Raw genomic sequence first — 21,406 nt, 5'->3', positions numbered from 1 at the left:
AAATAAACTTTGGGATATCAAAGGTGATTAAAGGATTTCGCCTTCGCCACGTTTCAAAAATTGACCGTCACCGCGTTTGCCTTTCCATTCTTCGCCATCCACGATCAATTTTCCGCGCAGGAAAACTTTTTCAGGATAGCCCGCGAGTTCCCAGCCTTCGTATAAATTGTAGTCTGTGCGCTGATGCGAATGTGCGACCCCGTATTTGACCTGCTTCTCAGGGTCCCAGATGACAATATCCGCATCTGCGCCGGGAATGAGCGCTCCCTTGCGCGGATACAGGCCGAAGATCTTCGCGGGGTTCGTGCAGTTGTAAGCCACGAATTGATTCGGCGTGATGTATCCCGCGCGCACGCCATAGGTCCACATGATGGGCATGCGATCTTGGATGCCTGGCAGACCGTTGGGGATTTTCGTGAAATCGTCCTTGCCCAGTTCTTTTCCGGGGATGGCGATCTCGCTTCCTTCGTAGACGATGGGACTGGTTCCGTCAAAATAAAAGGGGCAATGGTCCGTGCCGACTGTCTGCAAAACGCCGCCTGAGAGACCTTCCCATAAACGGACATTATCTCGATCGGTACGCATTGGGGGAGAACAGATCCATTTTGCGCCATCAGGGCGGTAGAGATGGTCAATGGTGAAGAACAAATATTGTGGACAAGTCTCGCCCATCACCTTGACACCATTTTCACGGGCGTACTTGAGCATATCCACTTCGCCGCCCGCATTCATGTGGACGATGTAAACGGGTGAGTCGGCTTGCTCTGCCATGGCGGCCATGCGCAAAGTCGCTTCCACGGCGCCCCAAGCAGGGCGGGTATACGCATGCCATTCCGGGGTGGTATGCCCCGCGGCGAGCGCTTCAGGAATGAGCGCTTCGATGACATCTCCGTTTTCACAATGGGCCATCATCAACATGCCGTTCTCTTTGGCGATGCGCAGGGCTTTGAAGATGCTGCCATCGTCGATGCGCAAACGGCCATTGTAGGCAGTGAAGACCTTGAGTGTTTGAATGCCCATCTTCATCAAGGATGGAATCTCTTTGGCGATCTTGTCATTGAAATTCGTCAGATTCATGTGGAAGGAATAATCAATGGCGGCTTTTTCCGCTTTCTTCATCCATAGGTCCACGGAATGGTCGAAGCCTTCATTTTCCAGAACGACAAAATCCATCACGGTGGTGGTCCCGCCGAATGCGGCAGCCTTGTGACCGGTGTAATGGTCATCGGATGAGACGGTGCCGAACATAGGCAGGTCGAGATGCACATGCGGGTCAATTCCGCCGGGCATGATGAGCTTGCCTGCGGCGTCGATGACTTCGGCGTTGGGGTGCTGCAAGTCCCTGCCGATCTGGGCAATGGTCTCGCCTTCGATCAGAATATCCGCTTCAAATGTGTCGGAGGCGGTGATGAGGGTGCCGTTCTTGATGAGGATGTTCATGGATGGAGGTTCCTGATGTTTTGATGTGTCTAGGGTTTCTGCCGTGAGTTGCGTTCAATGCCTGCTTTTAGACGTTATAGCAGGTAGCCAACTTCACGTGAAATTCGATTAGTTGATTGTAGTCCTTGTCGTTTAAATAATTCAAGTCATGTGAAACTTCGATTTGACATTCAACTTCGGCCAGTGACCCAACGGAAATATTCAAGTGCCGCAGATAATTTGGAGCAGTGCCAAGCGCATATCCTTCTGCGATGTTGGATTCTATCGAAACAGTAGCACGTCGAATTTGACTGGTAAGGCCGAACATTTCATGTTTTGGGAATTTTTCACTTGCTTTATAAATCAGCAAAGTTAATTCATGTGCTCTTTGCCAGACGATCAATTTTCTAAACGCCTTTAATTCCTTTTCCATTAATATCCGCCTTCATACACATCAGGTCCTTCAGAGACCTCAAATCCCTGCCCTTTAAATCCCAGCAAGGCCATCAGCACTTCGGGGGGAATATCCGCTTCGGGGAGATCGGTTTTGTATAGCTGCTCATTCTCGGCGCGTTCGCGCAGATTCCTCCACAGCAGTTGACGTTCTTCACCTGCCACTACGAGGTCGTTCAAGGTCTTTGCGTTGAAAAGGTATTCGCCGGTGGAATATAAAAACGTCAGGCGTTTCCATTTGTCGGTTTTGATGGGTTCTTTTAGTTTTTCGAGTCCGCCCAGTTGAATTTTGTAGTATTCCTCTTTTGCGCGCGGATGGTCTCTTTCATCTTTGAGCAGTTCGCCGCGTGTGGTGAGTTCATGCCCTTTAACCTGGGCAATGAATTCGATCTGTCCGCTGCGCTCACCGAATGCTGAGGGTTGGTAAAAAGCCAGATAGTCGACCGCAACAACTTTCGGCGCGGTGCGAAGCGGAATGCGGTACCATCCCAAAAGGCGGGCGATCTCCATATCCCGCACGGTTGGGATAAGAGCGACCAGCACCAAGTCTGTGGGTTTCAGCATGGATTAATTATAAGTCACCTTTGCAGAAGGCCTGCAGGTGAAATAAAAAAATCCTGCCAATCAGACAGGATTTTTCGCGGATTAGATTTCAGGGGTTCGCGTGTGCCATTCTGTGGCTTGTTGAAATGTGTAGCCTGCGCGGAGGACGCCCGCTTCATTCCATGCCCGCGAGACGATCTGCAAGCCGATCGGCAGACCTTCACTTGTAAACCCACATGGGACGGTAAGAGCGGGCAGACCAGCAAGATTGAAGGGCGCGGTGAAACGTGTGAGTTGACGGGCGCGTTCTACGGCGTTCTCTCCCTCCAGCACGGGTGCGGAGATGGGTGTGGTGGGGAGCAGGAGCACATCGTATTCTTCAAAAAGCAATTCGAGCCTTCGCTTGATCTCTGCCTGTGTGCGCCTCGCGAGGATGTATTCGCTGGATGTGAATGCGGCGCCTGTTTCCAATCTTAGACGCACATCGGCACCGAACCAGTCGGGGTGTTCTTTCAAACGTTCGCGATGGAAGGCGGCGCCGTCGGCCTGGGTCATCAAGGCGTTGGCGAGTGCGGCTTCCTTGAGAAAGTCCACATTGATTTCGGTGATGATTGCGCCTTGTTCTTCCAATACTTGAGCGGCTTTGCGAGTCGCTTCCAAAACTTCAGGATCTGACTCTTCAATGAAACTTCCAGTTGCCAGTGCGAATTTGCGGTCTTTGATGCTGTCGCGTAAATGGCTGTAGTAATCACCCGGCAGGGTTTTCATTGAAGCGGGGTCGAGTTCATCGTATCCGCCCATCACTTGCAGCATGAGCGCGGCATCTTCAACTTTACGTGTGATCGGGCCTGCATGATCGAGATTCCATGAAAGCGGCAGGATCCCGCGCAAGCTAACACGTCCAAAAGTGGGCTTGAGCCCGACCACTCCGCACAATGAGGCTGGAATGCGGATCGAGCCGCCGGTGTCGGTTCCGAGCGCGGCCATGGCCATGCCTGTTGAAACGGCTACCGCGCTGCCGCCAGATGAACCTCCGGGCGTGCGGGTGGTGTCCCATGGATTTCTGCACGCGCCGTAGTGTGGATTATTGTTGGTCACACCGAGTGCGATTTCATGTGTGTTGGTTTTTCCAATGATCTGTGCGCCTGCTTTTTTGACCTTTTGCACCACGTAAGCATCTTCCTGCGGAATATGCTCGGCAAAAAAACGTGACCCTGCGGTGGTGCGGATTCCCTTTGTATCGTACAGGTCTTTCACAGCAAGAGGAATCCCATGCAGGAGGCCGCTTTGCGTTTCTCCATGCAGGGACAGTTGTTCGGGCGGAATGACCGTGATGAACGCATTTAATGTTGGGTTGAGCCGCTCGATTTGACGGTAGCAGGCATCGGCAAGTTCAGAAGCGTTGATTTCCCTGCTTTTTATGAGATCACGTTGGTCAGTGAGGGACAGAAATGAAAGGTTCATGTAAGGTCAATTATAACCAAACAGGACAATACTCCCATAGCCTATCTGTACTGATACCGTACAATGATGATGTCTTAATATCACCGACTCAGAAGGAGTGTACATAAAATGAAGAAGACAAAAACTATTTTGCTGGCAATGACTGTCCTACTTGCCTTATGGGTTTCAGCCTGCGGCGGCTCTGCCGCCCCCGCCACTCAAGCCGCAGTGCCCCCTGTTGTTGAAGTTGTGCCCACCCAGGCCATTGTTGTTGAAGCCGCGCCCGTCGAACCCCTTGCAACTGTCCAAACCTTTGCCCCTGCATGTCAGGTGGCCGCTTCCTGTGCTGCTCCTGCTGTAAAGGATACCGTGGCAGCAGAGAGGTATTGTGTGGAGAAGGTCCCGTACGAGAATATTCTCGTTGACGAAGGCGTTATATTCGAAGTGCTTGACCCATCGAAATTGACTTGTGTTGATAATGGAACGATGGTGGATGGCAAGCATGTGGTCGAGTGCCATGGCACTGAATCATGGGCGAGCCAGGTGAAGTTCACTAATACGGCCTGCAGTGCAAACAGCCTTGCGACTGGAACCGGTCAATGCCAGGAAGGTTTGGGATACGATGCCGCGAATAATTGCTGCGCGCCCCTCACCGCTGGTGATGCTGGCTCAGTGACCATCACGGTCAATATGGGTGAGTGCCCTAACTAGAAAAGATTAAAGCTGTATGTTCTGCATGGGTTTGATGAGCAGAGCATAAAAAAGAATCAAATTAAAAGGCAGACCCCGGAGAAAACTCTCCGGGGTCTGTACTTTTTTGATCAGGCTTAGAACAAGCCGAGTACTTTGCCGGTCTTTAAGTCGAGATCGACATCGTAGAATACAGGACGTGTGGGCAGGCCCGGCATCGTCCGCATATCTCCGAGGATCGGGTACAGGAAGCCAGCGCCAACGCTCGCGCGGATCTCGCGTACGCTGATGCGGAAACCTGTGGGCGCACCCTTCTTCGAAGCATCGGTGCTGAAGGAGAGGTGAGTCTTCGCCATGCAGATCGGGAGCTTATCAAACCCAAGGCGGGTGTAGCGTTCGATTTGGGCTTCGGCTTCGGGAGTGTAATCAACACCGTCAGCGCGATAGATTTCCTTCGCGATGGTTTCGATCTTGGTCTTGATCGTATTCTCAAGCGGATACAGGAACTTGAACTTGCTGGGTTTCGCTGCCGCTCTGACAACTGCTTCGGCCAATGCCTTCGCGCCATTGCCGCCATCTGCCCAGTGGGTTGAAACGACCGCATCCATCGCGCCCATCTTGAGCGCAGCATCGCGGATGAGTTCCACTTCGGCTTTGGTATCGGTGGCAAATGAGTTGACCGCCACGACCACATTCACGCCGTACTTGAGCGCGTTCTGAACATGACGTTCGAGGTTGGGCAGACCCGCGCGGAGCAGTTCGAGATTTTCATCGGTGTATTCGGGGGCAAGCGGTTTGCCAGCCACAACCTTCGGACCGCCGCCGTGCATCTTGAGCGCGCGGACCGTGGCAACCATCACCACCACTTGCGGGATCAAGCCAGAATAGCGGCATTTGATATCGAAGAATTTTTCCATGCCGATGTCTGCGCCGAAGCCAGATTCGGTGACCACGAAGCCATCCTTGCCGACGAGCTTGAGCGCGATCATGTCCGCGATGATCGAGGACTGTCCATGTGCGATGTTGGCGAAAGGACCCGCATGAACGGTAGCGGGCGTGCCTTCGAGGGTCTGCATCAGGTTCGGTTTGATCGCATCCTTCATCAACACGGTCACTGCGCCAGCCACGCCGAGGTCTTCAACGGTCACAGCTTCGCCGCTCTTGTTGGTGGCAACCACCATCTTTCCAAAGCGGTCGCGCATGTCTTCGAGACCTGTGGTCAATGCAAGCACAGCCATGATCTCAGAGGCCACAGTGATGTCGTAGCCAGACATATGCGCGTGACCAGCTTCATCTTTGCCGCGGCCAACTTCCACTTCGCGCAGGAAGCGGTCGTTGATGTCGATCACACGGCGCCAGGTGATGGTGGATTCGTCAATATCGAGGCGGGCGAAGCGCGAGCGTTCTTCAACTGTCAGATCGTTGGGATTGGTCTTCTTGATGCCAAGCTTCTTCAAACGGCGAAGCATGGTGGGGGAGAACTTGCGATTGCCCTTCTTGTCCAATGGACAAAGAGCGTTGAACATCTTCTCGTCATCCTGCAGTTTTTCGTGCATCACACGCGCATCGAGTGCAGCGGCTACAAGATTATGTGCCGCGGTGATGGCATGAATGTCACCGGTGAGATGCAGGTTGAAATCTTCCATCGGGATGATCTGTGAATAACCGCCGCCTGCTGCGCCGCCTTTGATGCCAAAGGTCGGGCCTTGCGAGGGTTGGCGAATGGCAGTGATCACTTTTTTGCCGAGGTGCGCGCCGAGTGCCTGCGAAAGACCCACAGTGGTCGTGGTCTTGCCTTCGCCGAGTGGAGTGGGGGTAATGGCAGTTACATCAATGTATTTGCCGTTTGGTTTATTCTTAAGGCGTTCCAAAATTTCGAGCTTGATCTTTGCCTTGTACGGTCCGTATAGCTCCAGTTCGTTGGGGCGTACGCCAAGCTCTTCCGCAACCTGCAGGATCGTCTTCAATTTCGCGGCCTGCGCGATATCGATATCTGATGGCACAGGGCGCACCAGCTTCAACTTGGTGGGCGTGAAAGCGGCTTTTGTCTTGGGAGCGGCCTTCTTCACCGCAACCTTTTTTACAACCTTCCGAGCTTTGGGCGCGGCTTTTGCTTTTGCAGACTTTTTGGTAGCCATAGAATCTCCTTAAGATTATATATAATCCAGCGTTCCTATTATCTAATTTTTCATAGAAAAGCGCAAGAGGATTTCATCCTAATTTTGTCACTAAAATTTTTCATCTCAAGAGCGTTCCAACGTTTTCACCCTGCAAGGCTCTTGTCAGCGCTCCATGCTCCTCGGCGGAAAAGATTTGTACAGTCAGGTCTTTATTCCTTTGGATGAGATCAAGCATTTCCTCGACTTTGGCCTTCATCCCACCGGTGACATCGGTGCTGGCTGAGCCACCGATGCCCGCCCGCATCTTTTCATAATCTGACAACTGAATCTGTTTCACCAGCTTTGTCCTCGCTGGGAAATCCTCCCACACGCCCGCCTCGATTCCTGCAAGCAGAATGCGGGAGGGGGTGAATTGCTCCATCAAAAACTTGAACACATCTTCAGTGGAGAGGATGGTTCCGCCGAGTGTTTCATCGAATACCACATCGCCATACACAACTGGAAGCAGATGAAAGTCGAGCGATTTGCGTATAGTCAAAGAATTATGATGTGTGACTTTTCTATTATTTGAGATCAGGGAAGCCGAAGGTGGAAATGAAATGGCAGGCACGCCTGCATTGAAAAGCGATTCCATTACATAACGGTTCAACTCCGCTGCCTGAAAGCGGACTTCTGCGAAGCCCTGCCATTGCTCGGAGGTTTTTACTCCGTCGCGCGTGCCGTGTTTCTTCGCGGCGACGTGTCCGAAGGAGCCAGAACCGTGCCCCAGAATCAGGAGCAGGCCCGGGTTTGAGTCCAGAACCGTTTTTATTTCCTGGGCGAGTTCTTTTAGTTTATCCAGTCGGGGGGTGTAGGGGATATCCTTGTCTGTAATGAGTGATCCACCAAGTTTGAGGAGAACGATTTCATTTTTCATCCTTCAATTTAACCACATCTTTTGATGGAGACCAACGTTTCGGGGTTGTGATTGTGATCTCCGTTGATGGCGCATGCTATAATTTCATTTATGGATATTCATGGTGGAATCCTTGCTGCGGCGATACTGGTTGCGATTGCAGCCTTGTTCGTGGTGCGCGCATCCATCCGTGTGATGCAGAATGCGCGGAAGATGTCGTTTTACAGCCTGCGGCGAATGCACAATGCAAATGCGCTGCGGCTGTTTTTATTTGCGCTGGCTTTGTTCGGTTGTTCGTTCTGGCTTCCGTTTTTCGGCGAGCCTATTGTGTACAACTATTTTCCACCGTCGCCAACGGCTTCGCTGACTCCGACCATCACATTGACCCCAACCATCACGTTGACTCCCACGATCACGCTCATCCCTTCACAGACACCTACACCTGCGGTTTCCGATACGCCGACTTTGACTCTCACGCCGTTTTTGCCTGTTGCAATCGAAGCCCTGTTCAGCGGACCTGTCACACCGAATCCCGAGGCTGTGTTTTCGGCCATTCAATTTTCAACAGAGTTCGACGGTTTGAATCCGATCGACCCGAAGACAGTCTTCGAACTTCCCGTTCAAACCATGTATGGCGGATTTGATTACAACAACACGATCCCCGGCGTGCAATGGACTGCGCTGTGGTATCGCGATAATCAATTGGTCTGCTACGAAACCAACCCGTGGAATGGCGGCACGGGCGGCATCGGCGGTTACACAGAATGTGATGACCCCATCGGCGGCTGGCAGCCTGGTACCTATGAAGTGCAGATTTTCATGGGGTATGAATGGAAAGTGGTGGGACGTTTCATCGTGCTCGGCGAATTGGCTACTCCCACGCCAACAAGCACGCCGACCCTGACTCCGACCCCGTAAATAAATCACCACAAAGGAATGAAGGGTCACAAAGGAAAACCGTATATTTCTTTGTGACCCTTTGTGAATTTTCGTGGATAAATTTTCTCAAAGGTGACTCACATGACCGACAAAGCATTTCAAGATCATTACCCCGAATACCTTGCCCACTGTTATGGCTGCGGCAGCATGAACGAGCTTGGACATCAGATCAAAAGTTTTTGGGATGGTGAAGAATCAGTCTGCCATTTTCAGCCCAAGCCGTATCACACGGCGATCCCCGGGTATGTGTATGGCGGATTGCTGGCTTCGCTGATCGATTGTCACGGCACGGGCACGGCTGCGGCGGCAGGGTATCGCGCCGAAAACCGTGAGATGACTACCGAGCCGCCCCTGCGCTATCTCACCGCTTCATTACACGTGGACTATCTCAAACCCACGCCGATGGGGCCCACCCTCGAGGTGCGCGGCAAGGTGAAAGAGATCAAAGGCCGCAAGGTCGTTATCGAGGAATGGATCCTCGCCAATGGTGTGGTCACCGTGCGCGGGGAGGTGGTGGCTGTGCAGGTGCCAGAGCATTTGGTGTTGGAGTTGCTGGAGGGAAAGGATGAGGGATGAATTATGAAGGATGAAAGAAAGAAGTAAGAGGAAAGAAGTGGAAAGTAGCAGGAAGTGAATTGGTGTGATGTATTTGGATGCAAAACGTCCCGCATGCGATTGACCCATCCATGCGGGACGTTTATCAGGTACCACCTACTATTTCCTTTCTACTTTCTACTCCCCAAAGAACTCCCTCATCGGCTTGAAGTAGAAATCTTCCCAGCCTTTTTTGTAGCTGTCTTCCTGCCCAGCGGGGATGTTTGTGTGAACAAGCGTCAGTTTTGTTTTCCCGTTCGTTTCTTCCAATAAAATTTCAACGCGCGAGTCTGGGGCTTCTTCGGGGAATTCGCTTGTGCGCCAGGCTTGTGTGATTCTTTTATTTTCTTCCAATTCCAAAAATGTGCCCCAGATATAACCGTCCCAGGCGGTGAAATCGCCGTTGGTTTTGCCGTCCACTTTGGCGGGGCTGCCGGTCATCAGGGTATGTCCCTGCGTGGAGAGATACGCCTTGTAGATTTTATCGGCGCTTGTGTTGAACTCAGCCGTGAGCGTAAATTCATTTTTCATCATTACCTCCAACCTTCCAACCTGTAACCTGCAAGCCTTCACCCTCTCCTAAATCGCCCATTCCTTCTTTTTTGCATTCATCTCTTTTGCGATCTCGGCGGCGAGGCGGGCGTTGTTGAGCAGCAGGGCGAGGTTGGCTTTGAGCGATTTGCCCTTGGTCAACTCGCTGATGCGGCCCAGCAAAAACGGAGTGAGCTTCTGTCCGTGGATTCCCTGCGCGATGGCTTCGGCGGATGCTTGAGCGATCATCGGTTCCATTTCAGACTTTGAAATTGCTTCTGCTTCGGGAATCGGATTCGTGACGAGGATGCCGCTCTTCATGCCCAAATTCCAATGGGCTTTGGCGAAGTCCGCGATCTCTTTGGGGGAGTCGAGGCGGGCGCTGACCCCGAGTCCGCTTTCGCGGGAGTAGAAGGCGGGGAATTCATCGGTTTGGTAACCGACGACAGGCACGCCCATGGTCTCAAGATATTCGAGTGTGGCGGGCAAATCCAAAATGGCTTTTGCGCCCGCGCAGACGACAATGGTGGGAATCTCTGCGAGGGAACGCAGGTCGGTGGAGATATCGAAGGATGATTCCTTGTGAACGCCGCCGATGCCGCCAGTGGCAAAGACTTTGATGCCCGCTTTTTCCGCGGCGAACATTGTCCCTGCGACGGTGGTGCCGCCGTTCATTTTTTTGACGATGGCGGTGGCGAAATCGCGGTGACTCACTTTCAGTGTGGATTGTGATTCAGAAAGCCGAACCAGTTCTTCGTCTGAGAGACCGATTCGGATCTCTCCATCCAGCAAGGCCACAGTGGCGGGAGTCGCGCCTGCTTCGCGCACCTGCTTTTCCATATCCCGCGCGAGTTCGAGATTTTGCGGGCGGGGCAGGCCGTGGGTGATGACGGTGGATTCGAGGGCGACGATCGGCGTGCCGCTGTTGAGCGCGCGCGCGATTTCAAGAGAGAGGGTGAGGTTATTTTTTTTCACTATGATTTTCTGATCCAATGGTGGGTGAGATGAGAGATATCGAACAACGCCTTTTCGATGCGGGCGAGGTCGGCTTGTTTTTCTTCCTGCGGCTTGGGTTCTTTTTCGATCAATTCCTTGCCCGCGAGCAATTCCTTGCGGAAGGCTTTGAGGATCTCCTGCGCGGTGGCGGTGGCATCCTTGCGGCTGGAGTCGCGCTGCATCACCTGACCTTTGAGGTCGGGATTGGCGGCGACGAAGGCTTCCCATTCCTTGTCGAGTTCCTTGTCTTTGTAGGAGGAACGTGATGCGCTGGACGGCCTTTCGTAATTTCTAATGATGACATGGTCGATCATGTTGATGATCTCGGCGGTTTCGAATCGTTTCTTCAAGCGTTCGATACTGGCGAATTTCTTGGCGTTTTCGCGCGCGAGGTTCCAGGCCTCTTTGTGTTTGTCGAGAATGAGCGTGGAGGGCAGCAGCCATGTGCCGATGTCGATCCATTCGATGGAGATGCCGATCTTTGCGGCTTTATCCTTGAATGATTTTTCAAAGAATTGGGCGGTGATCTTTGAGCGTGATTTGAAACTGGGCGCGGAGGATTCTTTTTTGCCCGCCACAGTTTGCTGACCCGTCAATTCGACGCGCATTTGCGCGATGGTCTGGTCATTGTTGGAAGCGAGATCGATCTCCTTTTGGCCGATGGTGACGAGGATCTCACTCAGGGAATGCGAGGTGATCAATTTTTCCAGCTCGGAGGTGATGAGTGGAATTGCGGAGGTATCCCACGGGAAGCTGACCGCAGATGGGGTGGACGGTACTGGTGTAATGATGGTCTGATTGTAGACAAGCGCCTTGACCGCCTCTTCATCGAAAAGATAGGAGCTATCGTGTGCATCGGCGTCTTCTGGTTTGGGCTTGCGCAACAGGCTGAAGATGATCTTGATATCCTGCGCTTCGATCGGTATGCCGTCTTTAGTGCGCGATTTGACGGTGAGCCCACTGACGAATTGGTCGCGCAGATTGATGATGGCGTATTCGCGCTTGCCGACTTCATCGAATTTGCCGATCTCACGAATGCGTTCGAACCTGCCGAGTCCCCACGCTTCCTTGCGCGGATGAATGACTTTGGGTTCGCCGTTCACTTTTTCGAGCAGGGCCACGCTGTCGAGATTAACCTGGATCGCGCCAGGCCCACCGATGAGGATGATGGGGGAGGTCTCATCCTTTTCCACGACGCGGCCTTCATTGATCGTAATTCTGTCGTTGCCGTAGCCGAAGGTCACTTCTTCGAGAAATTGGGAGGCGAGGTCTTCATCGTGCAATTCGAAAATATCATCGAGATAAAGGGATGCCATTTTTCTGGCGAGGCTGTAAACCACTGCCATCAGGGGAACGTATTTCACGAGACTCATGCCGACGATAACTGCGGCCTGCCATATTTCCTGCACGAAGAAAACAGTGAGAAGCATCGAAACGATGCTGAGCCCAAGCCACACAACGAGTTGTGCAATGCTGCGCCAGCGGTTTCTGAAATCCACGCTCTCGTCGGTCAGGCCGAAAAGCAGGGTGTTGAGTTCGTCGCGCTGTAAAGGCTTTTTCATGGCTGGCCTCCACCCTGTTGGTTGCGCGGCGCGTCAGGATTGTTATCCAGAAGCCATTTCCAGATGTCATCCAGTTTTCTTAACTCTTTTTCCATATCGGTGTTGGCGCTGCTCTCAAAGAGGATGTATTCCTTGAGCGGCTGAATGAGCAATTGCAGTGTTTTGAATGGATTTTGCTGCGGCAGGGTCGGCTTGCCGCTGAATTGTCTGGATGCGATCTTTGCGAAACTCTTGCTGGCTTCATCACGTGAGGCGGTTTCGATCAACGCCTCTTTTTCCTTGAGTTGATTTTCCTCTTTCTTTGCGAGGTTCATCCACTCCGTGCTCCACTGTGAAATGATCTGGTTCTCGATCTCCTGTTCGAAGAGCACATTGTGAATGCGCACTTCCATGATCTCAAGTCCGCGCGATTCGAGTTGTTTGAATTCGAGGCTTTCGAGCCATTCACCTGTGGGGATGCCCGTATCGTCCAGCGCCACCACGTCGCTTTGTTTGACGCGCTTGTTGATCATGTCTTCGATGGTTTGCAGGCCGCTGATTCCAGTGGATGTGAACAGCTCACTGAGTTTGAATTTGCGGATGTATTCGCGCCAGATATTCACGACAAGATGCGACGGCAGCTTGTTCCATTCCATGCGCACCTTGGTGTTATCCGTGGTGCCCAGTTGGATGACTTCCCGTGTGATGGCATTGCGGACCGCCTCTTCGTCATAGCCATATTGCGAGGTCACACCGCTCTCAGACGGTTTCTTTTCAACGGGACGCTTGATACTGAACTTGATGCTGATCGTGGGGGAGATCTCAAAACCGTCGCGCGTCATTCCGCTGGTTTGCTGGCGACGCTCGTTGCTGGCTTTGGATGGACCCGACGCAGGGTTTAGAAAAGGCTGATCGCTCGCCAGTGGACCGATGAATTGCCACTGCGAGCGCAGGTCCACACTGCCTGCGATGTATTCATTCCCGCTCGTGAATTTGATGCCGGGCCCAACGGTATCCTTGATCTCGGTATCCGTCCGCAGCACGAGGGCGCTGGCGGTATCGAGAAGAATCACCCCTGCGCCGCGTTTGCCTGCTTCGCCTTCATGCAGGATGACCCGTCCATTTTTGACGAACAACGCAGGTCCGCGGGAGCCTGATTCGAAATTGCTCACACGAGCTGCGATCTCACGCCTATGTTTTGGATTTTGGATGGGTAGAACGAATTGGGAGAAGAAGTAGATTAGTTTGTCGCGCAGGTAGAATGCGGCGAAAATATCCAAAGCGAGCACAATGCCGCTCACAATGTAACTAAATGGAATTTTCGCGGCCCACACCACGATGTTCCAGATCACATTTGTGGTCAATATCACACCGACCGGTGTCTGCAGAAATGAGCCAATTCCGCTGAATATTTTTCGCATCTTGGGTTGATTCTAAAGCAGAAAATGGGAATTTGGCAAACGAGTTCTTCCGTGCGTGCAAGGGGCATTTTTGACTCTTGATTTTTATCGGCTTTGACTTATACTGGATTTACCTTGTCCAATTTGTATTTGTTAAGGCGGGGCGGATCCCATGTGGAAGAGGAAGAAATGAACGGAAAAGATCAAAGCATGAAGCGCACGATCCTGATCGGGGCGGCTGTCCTTGTAATTGTCGCAGCCGCTTTTGCCTTCAGGAATTTCAGCACCCAGGGAGCCTCAGCGAAAGCACCGATGAGCGCAATCGTCAGTTTAAGCGTTGACAAAGAATCCTTCGATGGCAGTGACGATGTCTTGGTACACGTCACCATCACAAACCCGAACGATTACCCGATCCGCATTCTCAAATGGTTCACGCCTTTGAATGGGATCGAACGCTCGTTGTTCACCGTCACCCGCAACGGCGAATCCGTTCGCTATATCGGCAGGCAGATCAAACGCGCCGAGCCGACCGAAGCCGATTACATCACGCTGGAGGCAGGTGGAAGTGTCACTGCCGATGTCAACCTCTCGGAATATTATGAGCTTTCAAGTTCCGATAATTATGAGGTCATGTATGATGTCACCTCGCTTCAACTATATGTGGAGAAGGAGATCGGCGAATTGAATAACGGCCGTTTGAGTTCGGTCCCGATAAAAATGTTTATCACAGGGCGTGAGGCTCCTGCACACTAGTGCAAGCCAGCCGTGCTCTTAAAATTTCAGATCGGAGGAAACATGAAGTCAGGAAATCAAGTTGTACGAAAAGTCTTTTACGGGGCCATGATATTGCTGATGGTGCTCGCCGCGTTTGGTACATGGGATGTATCGAGCGCCCGCGCACAGGGATCAATGAACGGGGCAACTGTCAGCCTGAAAGTTGACAGCGCTTCTTTCGGGACCGGTGACAGGGTCGTTGTTCGAGTGAACATTTCCAACCCGACAAATTCCCAGGTACGTATTCTCAAATGGCTCACCCCTGCACTGGGCGTTGAAGCTTCCCTGTTCAACGTCACGCGTGATGGAAAAGCGGTTGCCTACCTTGGCAAGCTTGTCAAACGTGCCGCTCCTACTGAGTCTGATTACCTCACCATTGCCCCCGGAGGCAGTGTCACAAGTGATGTCAATTTGGCTGATTATTATGACCTTTCCGCTTCTGGAAATTATTCGGTGAAATACAATGTCGCCTCGGCGAATTTGTATGGAAGCGAGCAGGCTCAAAGCACGGATTCTCTGGCTTCAGAGGCAGTTGATCTGTTCGTTGAAGGCCGCACGACCCGCGTTCTTCAGGAAGTGATCCCGAATGTTGTGACCGGCACCAATGGATTTTTCGGTTGTTCCGCTTCCCAGCAGACCGACCTGATCAATGCTCGCAATGCTGCCAGTACCTACGCGGCTGATGATGTAGCCTACTTTGCCGCGAACAAGCAGGGTGAGCGTTACGTCACCTGGTTTGGCGTGTACGACTCAGCCCGATACAACCTGGTGAAGACTCACTTCACCAATGTTCAGTATGCTGTGGATACCGCCAACCCAATGACCTTCGACTGTACCTGTACAGATCCTGGCGTTTACGCATATGTGTATCCCGATTCTCCCTTCAATATTTATCTGTGCGGAGCATTTTGGAACGCCCCCACCACCGGTACCGACTCGAAGGCTGGTACTCTTATTCATGAAGTGACCCACTTTACCGTGGTTGGCGGCACCGATGATTATGCTTATGGTCAAACTGCGGCCAAAGCTTTGGCGATCAGCAACCCCGCCCAGGCGGTCATGAACGCAGACAGTCATGAGTATTTTTCAGAGAATAACCCGCCCTTGGAGGTTTCATCCACAACCTTCACGGATGTACCAGATACCTACTGGGCGTATGATTTCATTGAGCGGCTGTACAACGCTGGCATCACCAGCGGATGCAGCACCTCCCCGATGATGTACTGCCCGACCGCTTCCGTGTCTCGTGCCCAGATGGCGATCTTCATCCTGCGCGGCATGCATGGCAGTGCTTATGTACCTCCAGCTGCTACTGGCACCGTCTTCAGTGATGTTTCCACCAGTACCTTCGGCGCCGCGTGGATCGAACAATTCGCTGCGGAAGGCATCACCTCAGGCTGCGGTGGCGGCAGATACTGCCCGGATGATCTTGTGACCCGCGCGCAGATGGCGATCTTCCTGCTGAAGGGTGAACATGGTTCTTCCTATGTTCCGCCTGTTGCAACCGGAATGTTCTCTGATGTCCCCGTCGGTTCCTTCGCCGCAGACTGGATCGAACAGCTCGCAAACGAAGGCGTCACGAGCGGCTGCGGTGGCGGAAACTACTGCCCGAACTCATACGTGTTGCGCGATCAGATGGCTGTCTTCCTCGTAAGAGCTTTCAGCCTGCCGTAATATAGTAGAAATGTCTTATAAAGGTGCTTCTGATATTATCAGAAGCACCTTTATTACTTAATGATGGGCCGTTGTTTATACCCATGCGTACCTTGCAAGTCTCTGACCCAAATGGGGGAGTGATGCATGCCATTGACCCTATTTATTTTTGTGCTTATTGGGTTTATACTAGGAAAAGAAATGAATATTTTTCGTTCAAAATTGTGGGAAATATATTATCAAGAGAACTAGAGAGCTTAAAGGATATAAAGCCATGACTTGGACATCTTTTTCAGGAATACTTAGAACAACAGCGATATTTGTTGTTTTGTCTTCTGTTTTTTTGATGGGATGTTCTGGAAATGCAGCTTCACCTGTCAATAAAGCGGAGTTCCAGCCGTTGTCTTCGGATAGCAGTTCTTTCTATTATTACGTCAGCGAAAATCGTGTCCCGCTGACGTTGTCTTTGAAATGGATCGCGGTGAAATTTGCGAGCGGGGACCCGTCGCAACAATCTGCCGCTTTGAAGGGATCCATTGCCGATTCTTTGGAGCAGGCTGAACAATTTTCCCGCTATGGGGTGACGCTGCTGCCGGTAAAGGAGGGCATTACTTTCGAAGCGCTTGTAGAAGGGATCAATTTACTTCGCGCCAATACCGCTGACTTTCTTCAGGTGAATCCGGTCTTCCAAGCGGGTGATACGGGAATGATCGTGACGGATGAGTTCATTGTTACATTTCCTCCGGAGATGAGCATGGATGAGATCAACGCCGTCAACGCATCTTATGGCGTGGAGTTGGGCGATCCCATTTTAGGGCAGGAAAACACATTCGTTTTAAAGGCAACAACAGCGACAAAGATGGACACTTTATCGCTGGCAAACCTGTATCAGGAAAGCGGTGTGGCGGTTTATGCCGCTCCTAATTTTGTGCGTGTCAAGTAAATCCATATTTTGTGAATTAACCAGAAGTTTTGGTTAAAAATTAGTTGATATAAAAAGGAGAATACACATGAGTAATACTCGATCGGTTCGTTTATTTTCAAAGCTGTTAACTATAATTGCGCTGACAGCCATGGTATTTTCGACCTTTGTGTCGGGGAATATTGGCTCGGCTCAAGCATTAGGGTCGGAGACCTCGATTTCGAGTCAAGCAGCTGATGCAAGTTCCTTTTATTACTACTCTGAGGGGAAACGGATTCAGCTGACACCGTCTCTCAGCTGGGTCGCTGTGAAATTTGCCAGTGATGACCCGGGCGCTCAATCTGCAGCTGTAGGGAATTCCAGTGTGTTGCTTGGTTCCATTGAACAGGAGCGTAAGATCACACCATCCAGTTTGTCTTTGCTGCCGCTAAGGGCGGGCGTAACAGAAAAGACACTCCGTGATGGCATCCATGCATTGCGCGCGGATGCAGCTTTCACACTTGTGAACCCGGTCTTCCAGACCTCCGATGCCGAGATGGCTATTTCAGATGAGTTCGTCGTTACCTTCCCTGCTGGGATGGGAATGGATGAAATCAATGCTGTAAATGCATCCAATGGCGTTGAGATGGTTGATGCCATTTTGGGACAGGAAAACACTTTTGTGTTGAGAGTCACTGGCGGGGCCGACATGCTTGAGATGGCGAACAAGTATCAGGAAAGTGGAATCGCGATCCATTCCGCTCCGAACTTTATCCGCATTGTTTTCAAGCGTCCGGCCGAAGCGAAGGTCCAGCAGGATGTTGTTGGGCCGATGGCGGGAACGAATGATACCTATTACCCCTATCAGTGGCATTTGAATAATATCCAGCAGTATGGATCTGGGATGACTTTGGATGCGGATATTGACGCCCCTGAAGCATGGGACTACACCACAGGCAGTTCCACCATCATCATTGCAGTGCTCGATGAAGGCGTGGATCTGTTCCACGAAGATTACAGTTCCAAACTTGTCCCTGGTTACGATGCTACCGGCGGCGGAAGCTCCGGCGGACCTTGGGGCAATGATGCCCACGGTACAAATGTTGCTGGTTTGGCTGCCTCTGGCAGTAACAACAGCCTCGGTGTGGCCGGGGTTTGCCAGGCTTGTAAGATCATGCCGGTTCGTATTGCATATAGCGATTCCAATGGCTATTGGGTAACCAGCGATGCCACGATCGCCAACGCCATTGCATGGGCATACCAGAATGGCGCTGATATTTTGAACAACAGCTGGGGCGGTGGATCGGAATCCACTGTGATCAACACCGCTTTCGCCAATGCCAAGACCCTGGGACGCGGCGGAAAAGGTGCTGTCATTGTGATCTCTGCAGGCAATGATGACTCTCCTGTAGTGAGCTATCCTGCATACCTCAGCACGGCCATTGCGGTCGCTGCTTCGAATATGTGTGATCAGCGCAAGATGCCCACCTACAATCTGTGCAACGGATATGAAGACTTTTGGGGCAGCAATTACGGCAGCGACCTGGATATTTCTGCTCCGGGCGTCTGGTTGTATTCAACAGATATTTCGGGTGCCGCTGGCTATTCTTCCGGCAACTACTTTGACCAAATGAACGGCACGTCAGGTGCTGCTCCCATCGTTTCCGGTGTGGCTGGATTGGTGCTGTCTGTCAACCCCAACCTGACTTCTGATGAAGTGCAGTCACTCCTGCAAAGCACTGCAGATGATGTCAATGGTGGCGGCTGGGATTCTCAGATGGGCTATGGCCGTGTCAATGCCAATAACGCTGTTCAGGCTGCGGCAGGCGGTTCCACCACATTCACGGATGTTCCGAGCACGTACTGGGCGTATGATTTCATTGAGCGACTGTACAACGCTGGCATCACCAGCGGATGCAGCACCTCCCCGATGATGTACTGCCCGACCGCTTCCGTGACCCGCGCGCAGATGGCGATCTTCATCTTGCGTGGTATTCACGGCAGCGCCTACGTACCTCCAGCTGCTACAGGTACCATCTTCAGTGACGTTTCCACAAGCACCTTCGGCGCCGCGTGGATCGAACAGTTTGCTGCGGAAGGCATCACCTCAGGCTGCGGTGGCGGCAGGTTCTGTCCGGATGATCTTGTGACCCGCGCGCAGATGGCGATCTTCCTTCTGAAGGGCGAGCATGGTTCATCTTTTGTTCCGCCCGTTGCGGTCGGCATCTTCCCGGATGTTCCCGTTGGCTCCTTCGCTGCGGATTGGATCGAACAGCTCTACAATGAAGGAATTACGAGCGGCTGCGGTGGTGGAAACTACTGCCCGAACTCATTCGTGCTTCGCGATCAGATGGCGGTGTTCCTTGTAAGGGCCTTCAACCTTCCGTAAGCTAGACTTGTATTAGTAAAAAAGCGTCCCTGAACTTTTCAGGGACGCTTTTTTGTTGGCTACCTTGAAAATCTTCCCCTTTGTTATATACTGGAAATTGAAATATAAACTCATGATAGGAGGAATAAATGTTTGGAAAAACCCTGATTATGTCCGCACGAAAAACCCTGTATATGCTCATGATACTGGGCGTTATCTTTTCAACCTTTGGCACGGCTCAAGCTCGGGAGATCAATGCGAGTATATTGCCCGGTGGAACGGCTCAGGTACAGATAGATAATGAAGTGTTTGCGAGCCTGGAGCAGAAAGGGGAGGCACGCGTCATCATCAATTTACGCGACCCGGTTTCAATTGCCGCTCCCTCCAGTGAACGTGAATCCGCAGTTGCCCGTATCCAAGGGAGCGTATTGAGCAGGCTGACTCCTCAAGATTTCAGGGTGATTCGTCAATATGTGAACGTTCCAGCGTTGGCGGGTCATTTGACCTCCAGCGGGTTGAATGTGTTGATGTCTGATCCGAATGTCGCTTCCATTGATATTGACCAAATGGGCGCAGGACATCTCTCCGAAAGTGTGACCGCGCTTGGCGCCGATGTTGTCCATTCGAATGGATACACGGGACAGGGCGTGACCGTCGCTGTGTTGGATACCGGCATTGACACGGATCATCTTGATTTGAGCGATGATCTCGTGGCCCAGCACTGCTTTACAGATTCCCAATGCAAACCTGGATCCACCGCTGAAGGCACAAGCGCGGAAGATGAAAATGGACACGGCACCAATGTCTCTGGCATCATCTCTTCCGGTGGTGTGGTCAGTTCCGTTGGTTTTGCTCCAGATGCGAGCATTGTCGCAGTGCGTGTGCTTGATGCAAACAGCAGCGGCTGGGTTTCTGATTGGCTGGCCGGGCTGGATTGGATTCGCACAAACCAAGGCACCCTCGGCGTTGATGTCATCAACATGAGCCTCGGAACCTTTGCTCTTTATAGCGGCCATTGCGATGCGGATAATTCGTCGGTGGCGAATGTAGTTGCACAATTGAATTCACTGGGGATCGTCATTTTCGCTTCCACAGGGAATCAAGGCTCTGCTACGCAAATGGCCATGCCCGCCTGTCTCTCGGGAGTCGTTGCCGTGGGCGCGACCTTTGATAGTGACCTGGGCAGGGAACCAGACTCAGGCACGTATCAGGACGTCTTTGGCGGAAGCTGGCCTGCTTGTGCCAATGACACCACAAACCTGCAAACCATCACCTGCTTCACCAACAGCAATTCAGTGATGGACATCGTTGCCCCCGGTGCAAGGATCACCGCATCTGGCATGGGCGGCGGCACATCTACTTACATGGGGACGTCACAAGCCTCGCCGACCGCGGCGGGCATTGCGGCGTTGATGCTTCAGGCCAGCCCGGGCTTATCTCCCGCGACCATTGAAGCGACCTTGAAAAGCACAGGTACTTCCGTTACGGATGCTAAAAATGGATTGAGCTTCCCGCTCATCAATGCTTTGGCGGCTGTCAATGCGGTCAACACCACCTTTACAGATGTGCCATCCACCTACTGGGCGTATGATTATATTGAGCGTTTGTATGCCGCAGGCATCACCAGCGGATGCAGTACTTCGCCGATGATGTATTGTCCGCTTGCGCCGGTGACCCGCGCTCAAATGGCCATCTTCATTTTGCGTGGAGAGCATGGCAGTGCCTATACTCCCCCGGCGGCCACCGGCACAGTCTTTAGCGACGTCACCATCAGCACCTTCGGCGCGGCATGGATCGAGCAATTTGCATCAGAAGGCATCACCTCAGGATGCGGCAATGGCATGTACTGTCCGGATGCCAACGTGACCCGCGCCCAGATGGCGATCTTCCTGTTGAGAGGCAAGTATGGCTCGGCTTACGTTCCGCCTGTAGCGACAGGTGTTTTCACCGATGTCCCCGTTGGGTCGTTTGCCGCGGATTGGATCGAACAGCTTGCATCGGAAGGAATTACGAGCGGATGCGGTGGCGGCAACTATTGCCCGAATGCAGAAGTCACCCGTGATCAAATGGCGGTATTCTTGGTCCGCACTTTCAACCTGCCTTAGAATCTAAAGTCAAATCATTGGAGCCGCGAGACCATGGTCTC

The 21,406-nt window shown here is 52.2% G+C and carries 18 protein-coding genes; 8 read left to right on the top strand and 10 right to left on the bottom strand.

Going from position 1 to position 21,406, the window contains the following annotated elements:
• Positions 1-27: 27 nt before the first annotated feature.
• The 4 genes from hydA to IPI86_RS15750 form a co-directional block, all read right to left on the bottom strand.
• Positions 28-1,440 carry a dihydropyrimidinase gene (gene hydA / locus IPI86_RS15765; protein WP_345298970.1) on the bottom strand — a complete coding sequence of 471 codons (1,413 nt, stop codon included), beginning with the start codon at positions 1,438-1,440 and terminating at the stop codon, positions 28-30.
• Positions 1,441-1,507: 67 nt separating this feature from the next.
• Positions 1,508-1,852, bottom strand: coding sequence for a four helix bundle protein (locus IPI86_RS15760; protein ID WP_345298969.1), 345 nt, complete (start codon positions 1,850-1,852; stop codon positions 1,508-1,510).
• On the bottom strand, positions 1,852-2,436 hold the full coding sequence (locus IPI86_RS15755; RefSeq protein WP_345298968.1) for a hypothetical protein: 585 nt from the start codon (positions 2,434-2,436) through the stop codon (positions 1,852-1,854). The genes IPI86_RS15760 and IPI86_RS15755 overlap by 1 nt, the downstream gene beginning before the upstream one ends.
• Before the next feature lie 81 nt (positions 2,437-2,517).
• Positions 2,518-3,879: an amidase gene (locus IPI86_RS15750; protein WP_345298967.1), complete on the bottom strand. Its 1,362-nt coding sequence runs from the start codon at positions 3,877-3,879 to the stop codon at positions 2,518-2,520.
• A gap of 108 nt (positions 3,880-3,987) precedes the next feature.
• Here IPI86_RS15750 and IPI86_RS15745 point away from each other — a divergent pair, with 108 nt between their 5' ends.
• A complete protein-coding gene (locus tag IPI86_RS15745) occupies positions 3,988-4,569 on the top strand; it encodes a hypothetical protein (protein WP_345298966.1) in 582 nt (193 codons plus the stop codon).
• A 116-nt stretch (positions 4,570-4,685) separates the two neighbouring features.
• Here the strand turns inward: IPI86_RS15745 and IPI86_RS15740 are convergent, their stop codons facing one another.
• On the bottom strand, positions 4,686-6,686 hold the full coding sequence (locus IPI86_RS15740) for a formate--tetrahydrofolate ligase (protein ID WP_345298965.1): 2,001 nt from the start codon (positions 6,684-6,686) through the stop codon (positions 4,686-4,688).
• A 100-nt stretch (positions 6,687-6,786) separates the two neighbouring features.
• Positions 6,787-7,584: an isopentenyl phosphate kinase gene (locus tag IPI86_RS15735; protein ID WP_345298964.1), complete on the bottom strand. Its 798-nt coding sequence runs from the start codon at positions 7,582-7,584 to the stop codon at positions 6,787-6,789.
• Between the two features lie 90 nt (positions 7,585-7,674).
• Here IPI86_RS15735 and IPI86_RS15730 point away from each other — a divergent pair, with 90 nt between their 5' ends.
• Complete coding sequence (locus IPI86_RS15730) at positions 7,675-8,481, top strand: hypothetical protein (protein WP_345298963.1); 807 nt, start codon at positions 7,675-7,677, stop codon at positions 8,479-8,481.
• A gap of 102 nt (positions 8,482-8,583) precedes the next feature.
• A complete protein-coding gene (locus IPI86_RS15725; protein WP_345298962.1) occupies positions 8,584-9,078 on the top strand; it encodes a PaaI family thioesterase in 495 nt (164 codons plus the stop codon).
• Positions 9,079-9,234: 156 nt separating this feature from the next.
• Here IPI86_RS15725 and IPI86_RS15720 read toward each other — a convergent pair whose 3' ends face one another.
• The 4 genes from IPI86_RS15720 to IPI86_RS15705 are packed head-to-tail and all read right to left on the bottom strand — an operon-like array spanning position 9,235 to position 13,585.
• Positions 9,235-9,630, bottom strand: a complete 396-nt coding sequence (locus tag IPI86_RS15720) for an SRPBCC family protein (protein WP_345298961.1) — start codon at positions 9,628-9,630, stop codon at positions 9,235-9,237.
• Between the two features lie 45 nt (positions 9,631-9,675).
• Entirely contained in the window at positions 9,676-10,602 is a 927-nt protein-coding gene (locus IPI86_RS15715) for a pseudouridine-5'-phosphate glycosidase (RefSeq protein WP_345298960.1), read from the bottom strand.
• Positions 10,602-12,185 carry a hypothetical protein gene (locus tag IPI86_RS15710; RefSeq protein WP_345298959.1) on the bottom strand — a complete coding sequence of 528 codons (1,584 nt, stop codon included), beginning with the start codon at positions 12,183-12,185 and terminating at the stop codon, positions 10,602-10,604. Before IPI86_RS15710 ends, IPI86_RS15715 begins: the two co-directional genes overlap by 1 nt.
• Positions 12,182-13,585: a hypothetical protein gene (locus tag IPI86_RS15705; RefSeq protein ID WP_345298958.1), complete on the bottom strand. Its 1,404-nt coding sequence runs from the start codon at positions 13,583-13,585 to the stop codon at positions 12,182-12,184. Before IPI86_RS15705 ends, IPI86_RS15710 begins: the two co-directional genes overlap by 4 nt.
• 168 nt (positions 13,586-13,753) lie before the next feature.
• Between IPI86_RS15705 and IPI86_RS15700 the strand changes: the two genes are divergently transcribed.
• The 5 genes from IPI86_RS15700 to IPI86_RS15680 all read left to right on the top strand — a co-directional run bounded on the left by IPI86_RS15700 (position 13,754) and on the right by IPI86_RS15680 (position 21,365).
• Entirely contained in the window at positions 13,754-14,317 is a 564-nt protein-coding gene (locus IPI86_RS15700; RefSeq protein ID WP_345298957.1) for a hypothetical protein, read from the top strand.
• A 42-nt stretch (positions 14,318-14,359) separates the two neighbouring features.
• Positions 14,360-16,012: a M35 family metallo-endopeptidase gene (locus IPI86_RS15695; RefSeq protein WP_345298956.1), complete on the top strand. Its 1,653-nt coding sequence runs from the start codon at positions 14,360-14,362 to the stop codon at positions 16,010-16,012.
• A gap of 253 nt (positions 16,013-16,265) precedes the next feature.
• Positions 16,266-16,934: a hypothetical protein gene (locus tag IPI86_RS15690; RefSeq protein WP_345298955.1), complete on the top strand. Its 669-nt coding sequence runs from the start codon at positions 16,266-16,268 to the stop codon at positions 16,932-16,934.
• A gap of 67 nt (positions 16,935-17,001) precedes the next feature.
• Positions 17,002-19,281, top strand: coding sequence for a S8 family serine peptidase (locus tag IPI86_RS15685; protein WP_345298954.1), 2,280 nt, complete (start codon positions 17,002-17,004; stop codon positions 19,279-19,281).
• A 128-nt stretch (positions 19,282-19,409) separates the two neighbouring features.
• Positions 19,410-21,365, top strand: a complete 1,956-nt coding sequence (locus tag IPI86_RS15680; protein WP_345298953.1) for a S8 family serine peptidase — start codon at positions 19,410-19,412, stop codon at positions 21,363-21,365.
• Positions 21,366-21,406 lie beyond the last annotated feature (41 nt).

The sequence above is a fragment of the Candidatus Villigracilis affinis genome (genome assembly GCF_016705895.1).
Classification (GTDB): domain Bacteria; phylum Chloroflexota; class Anaerolineae; order Anaerolineales; family Villigracilaceae; genus Villigracilis; species Villigracilis affinis.
This window is presented reverse-complemented; position numbering and strand designations above follow the sequence as displayed.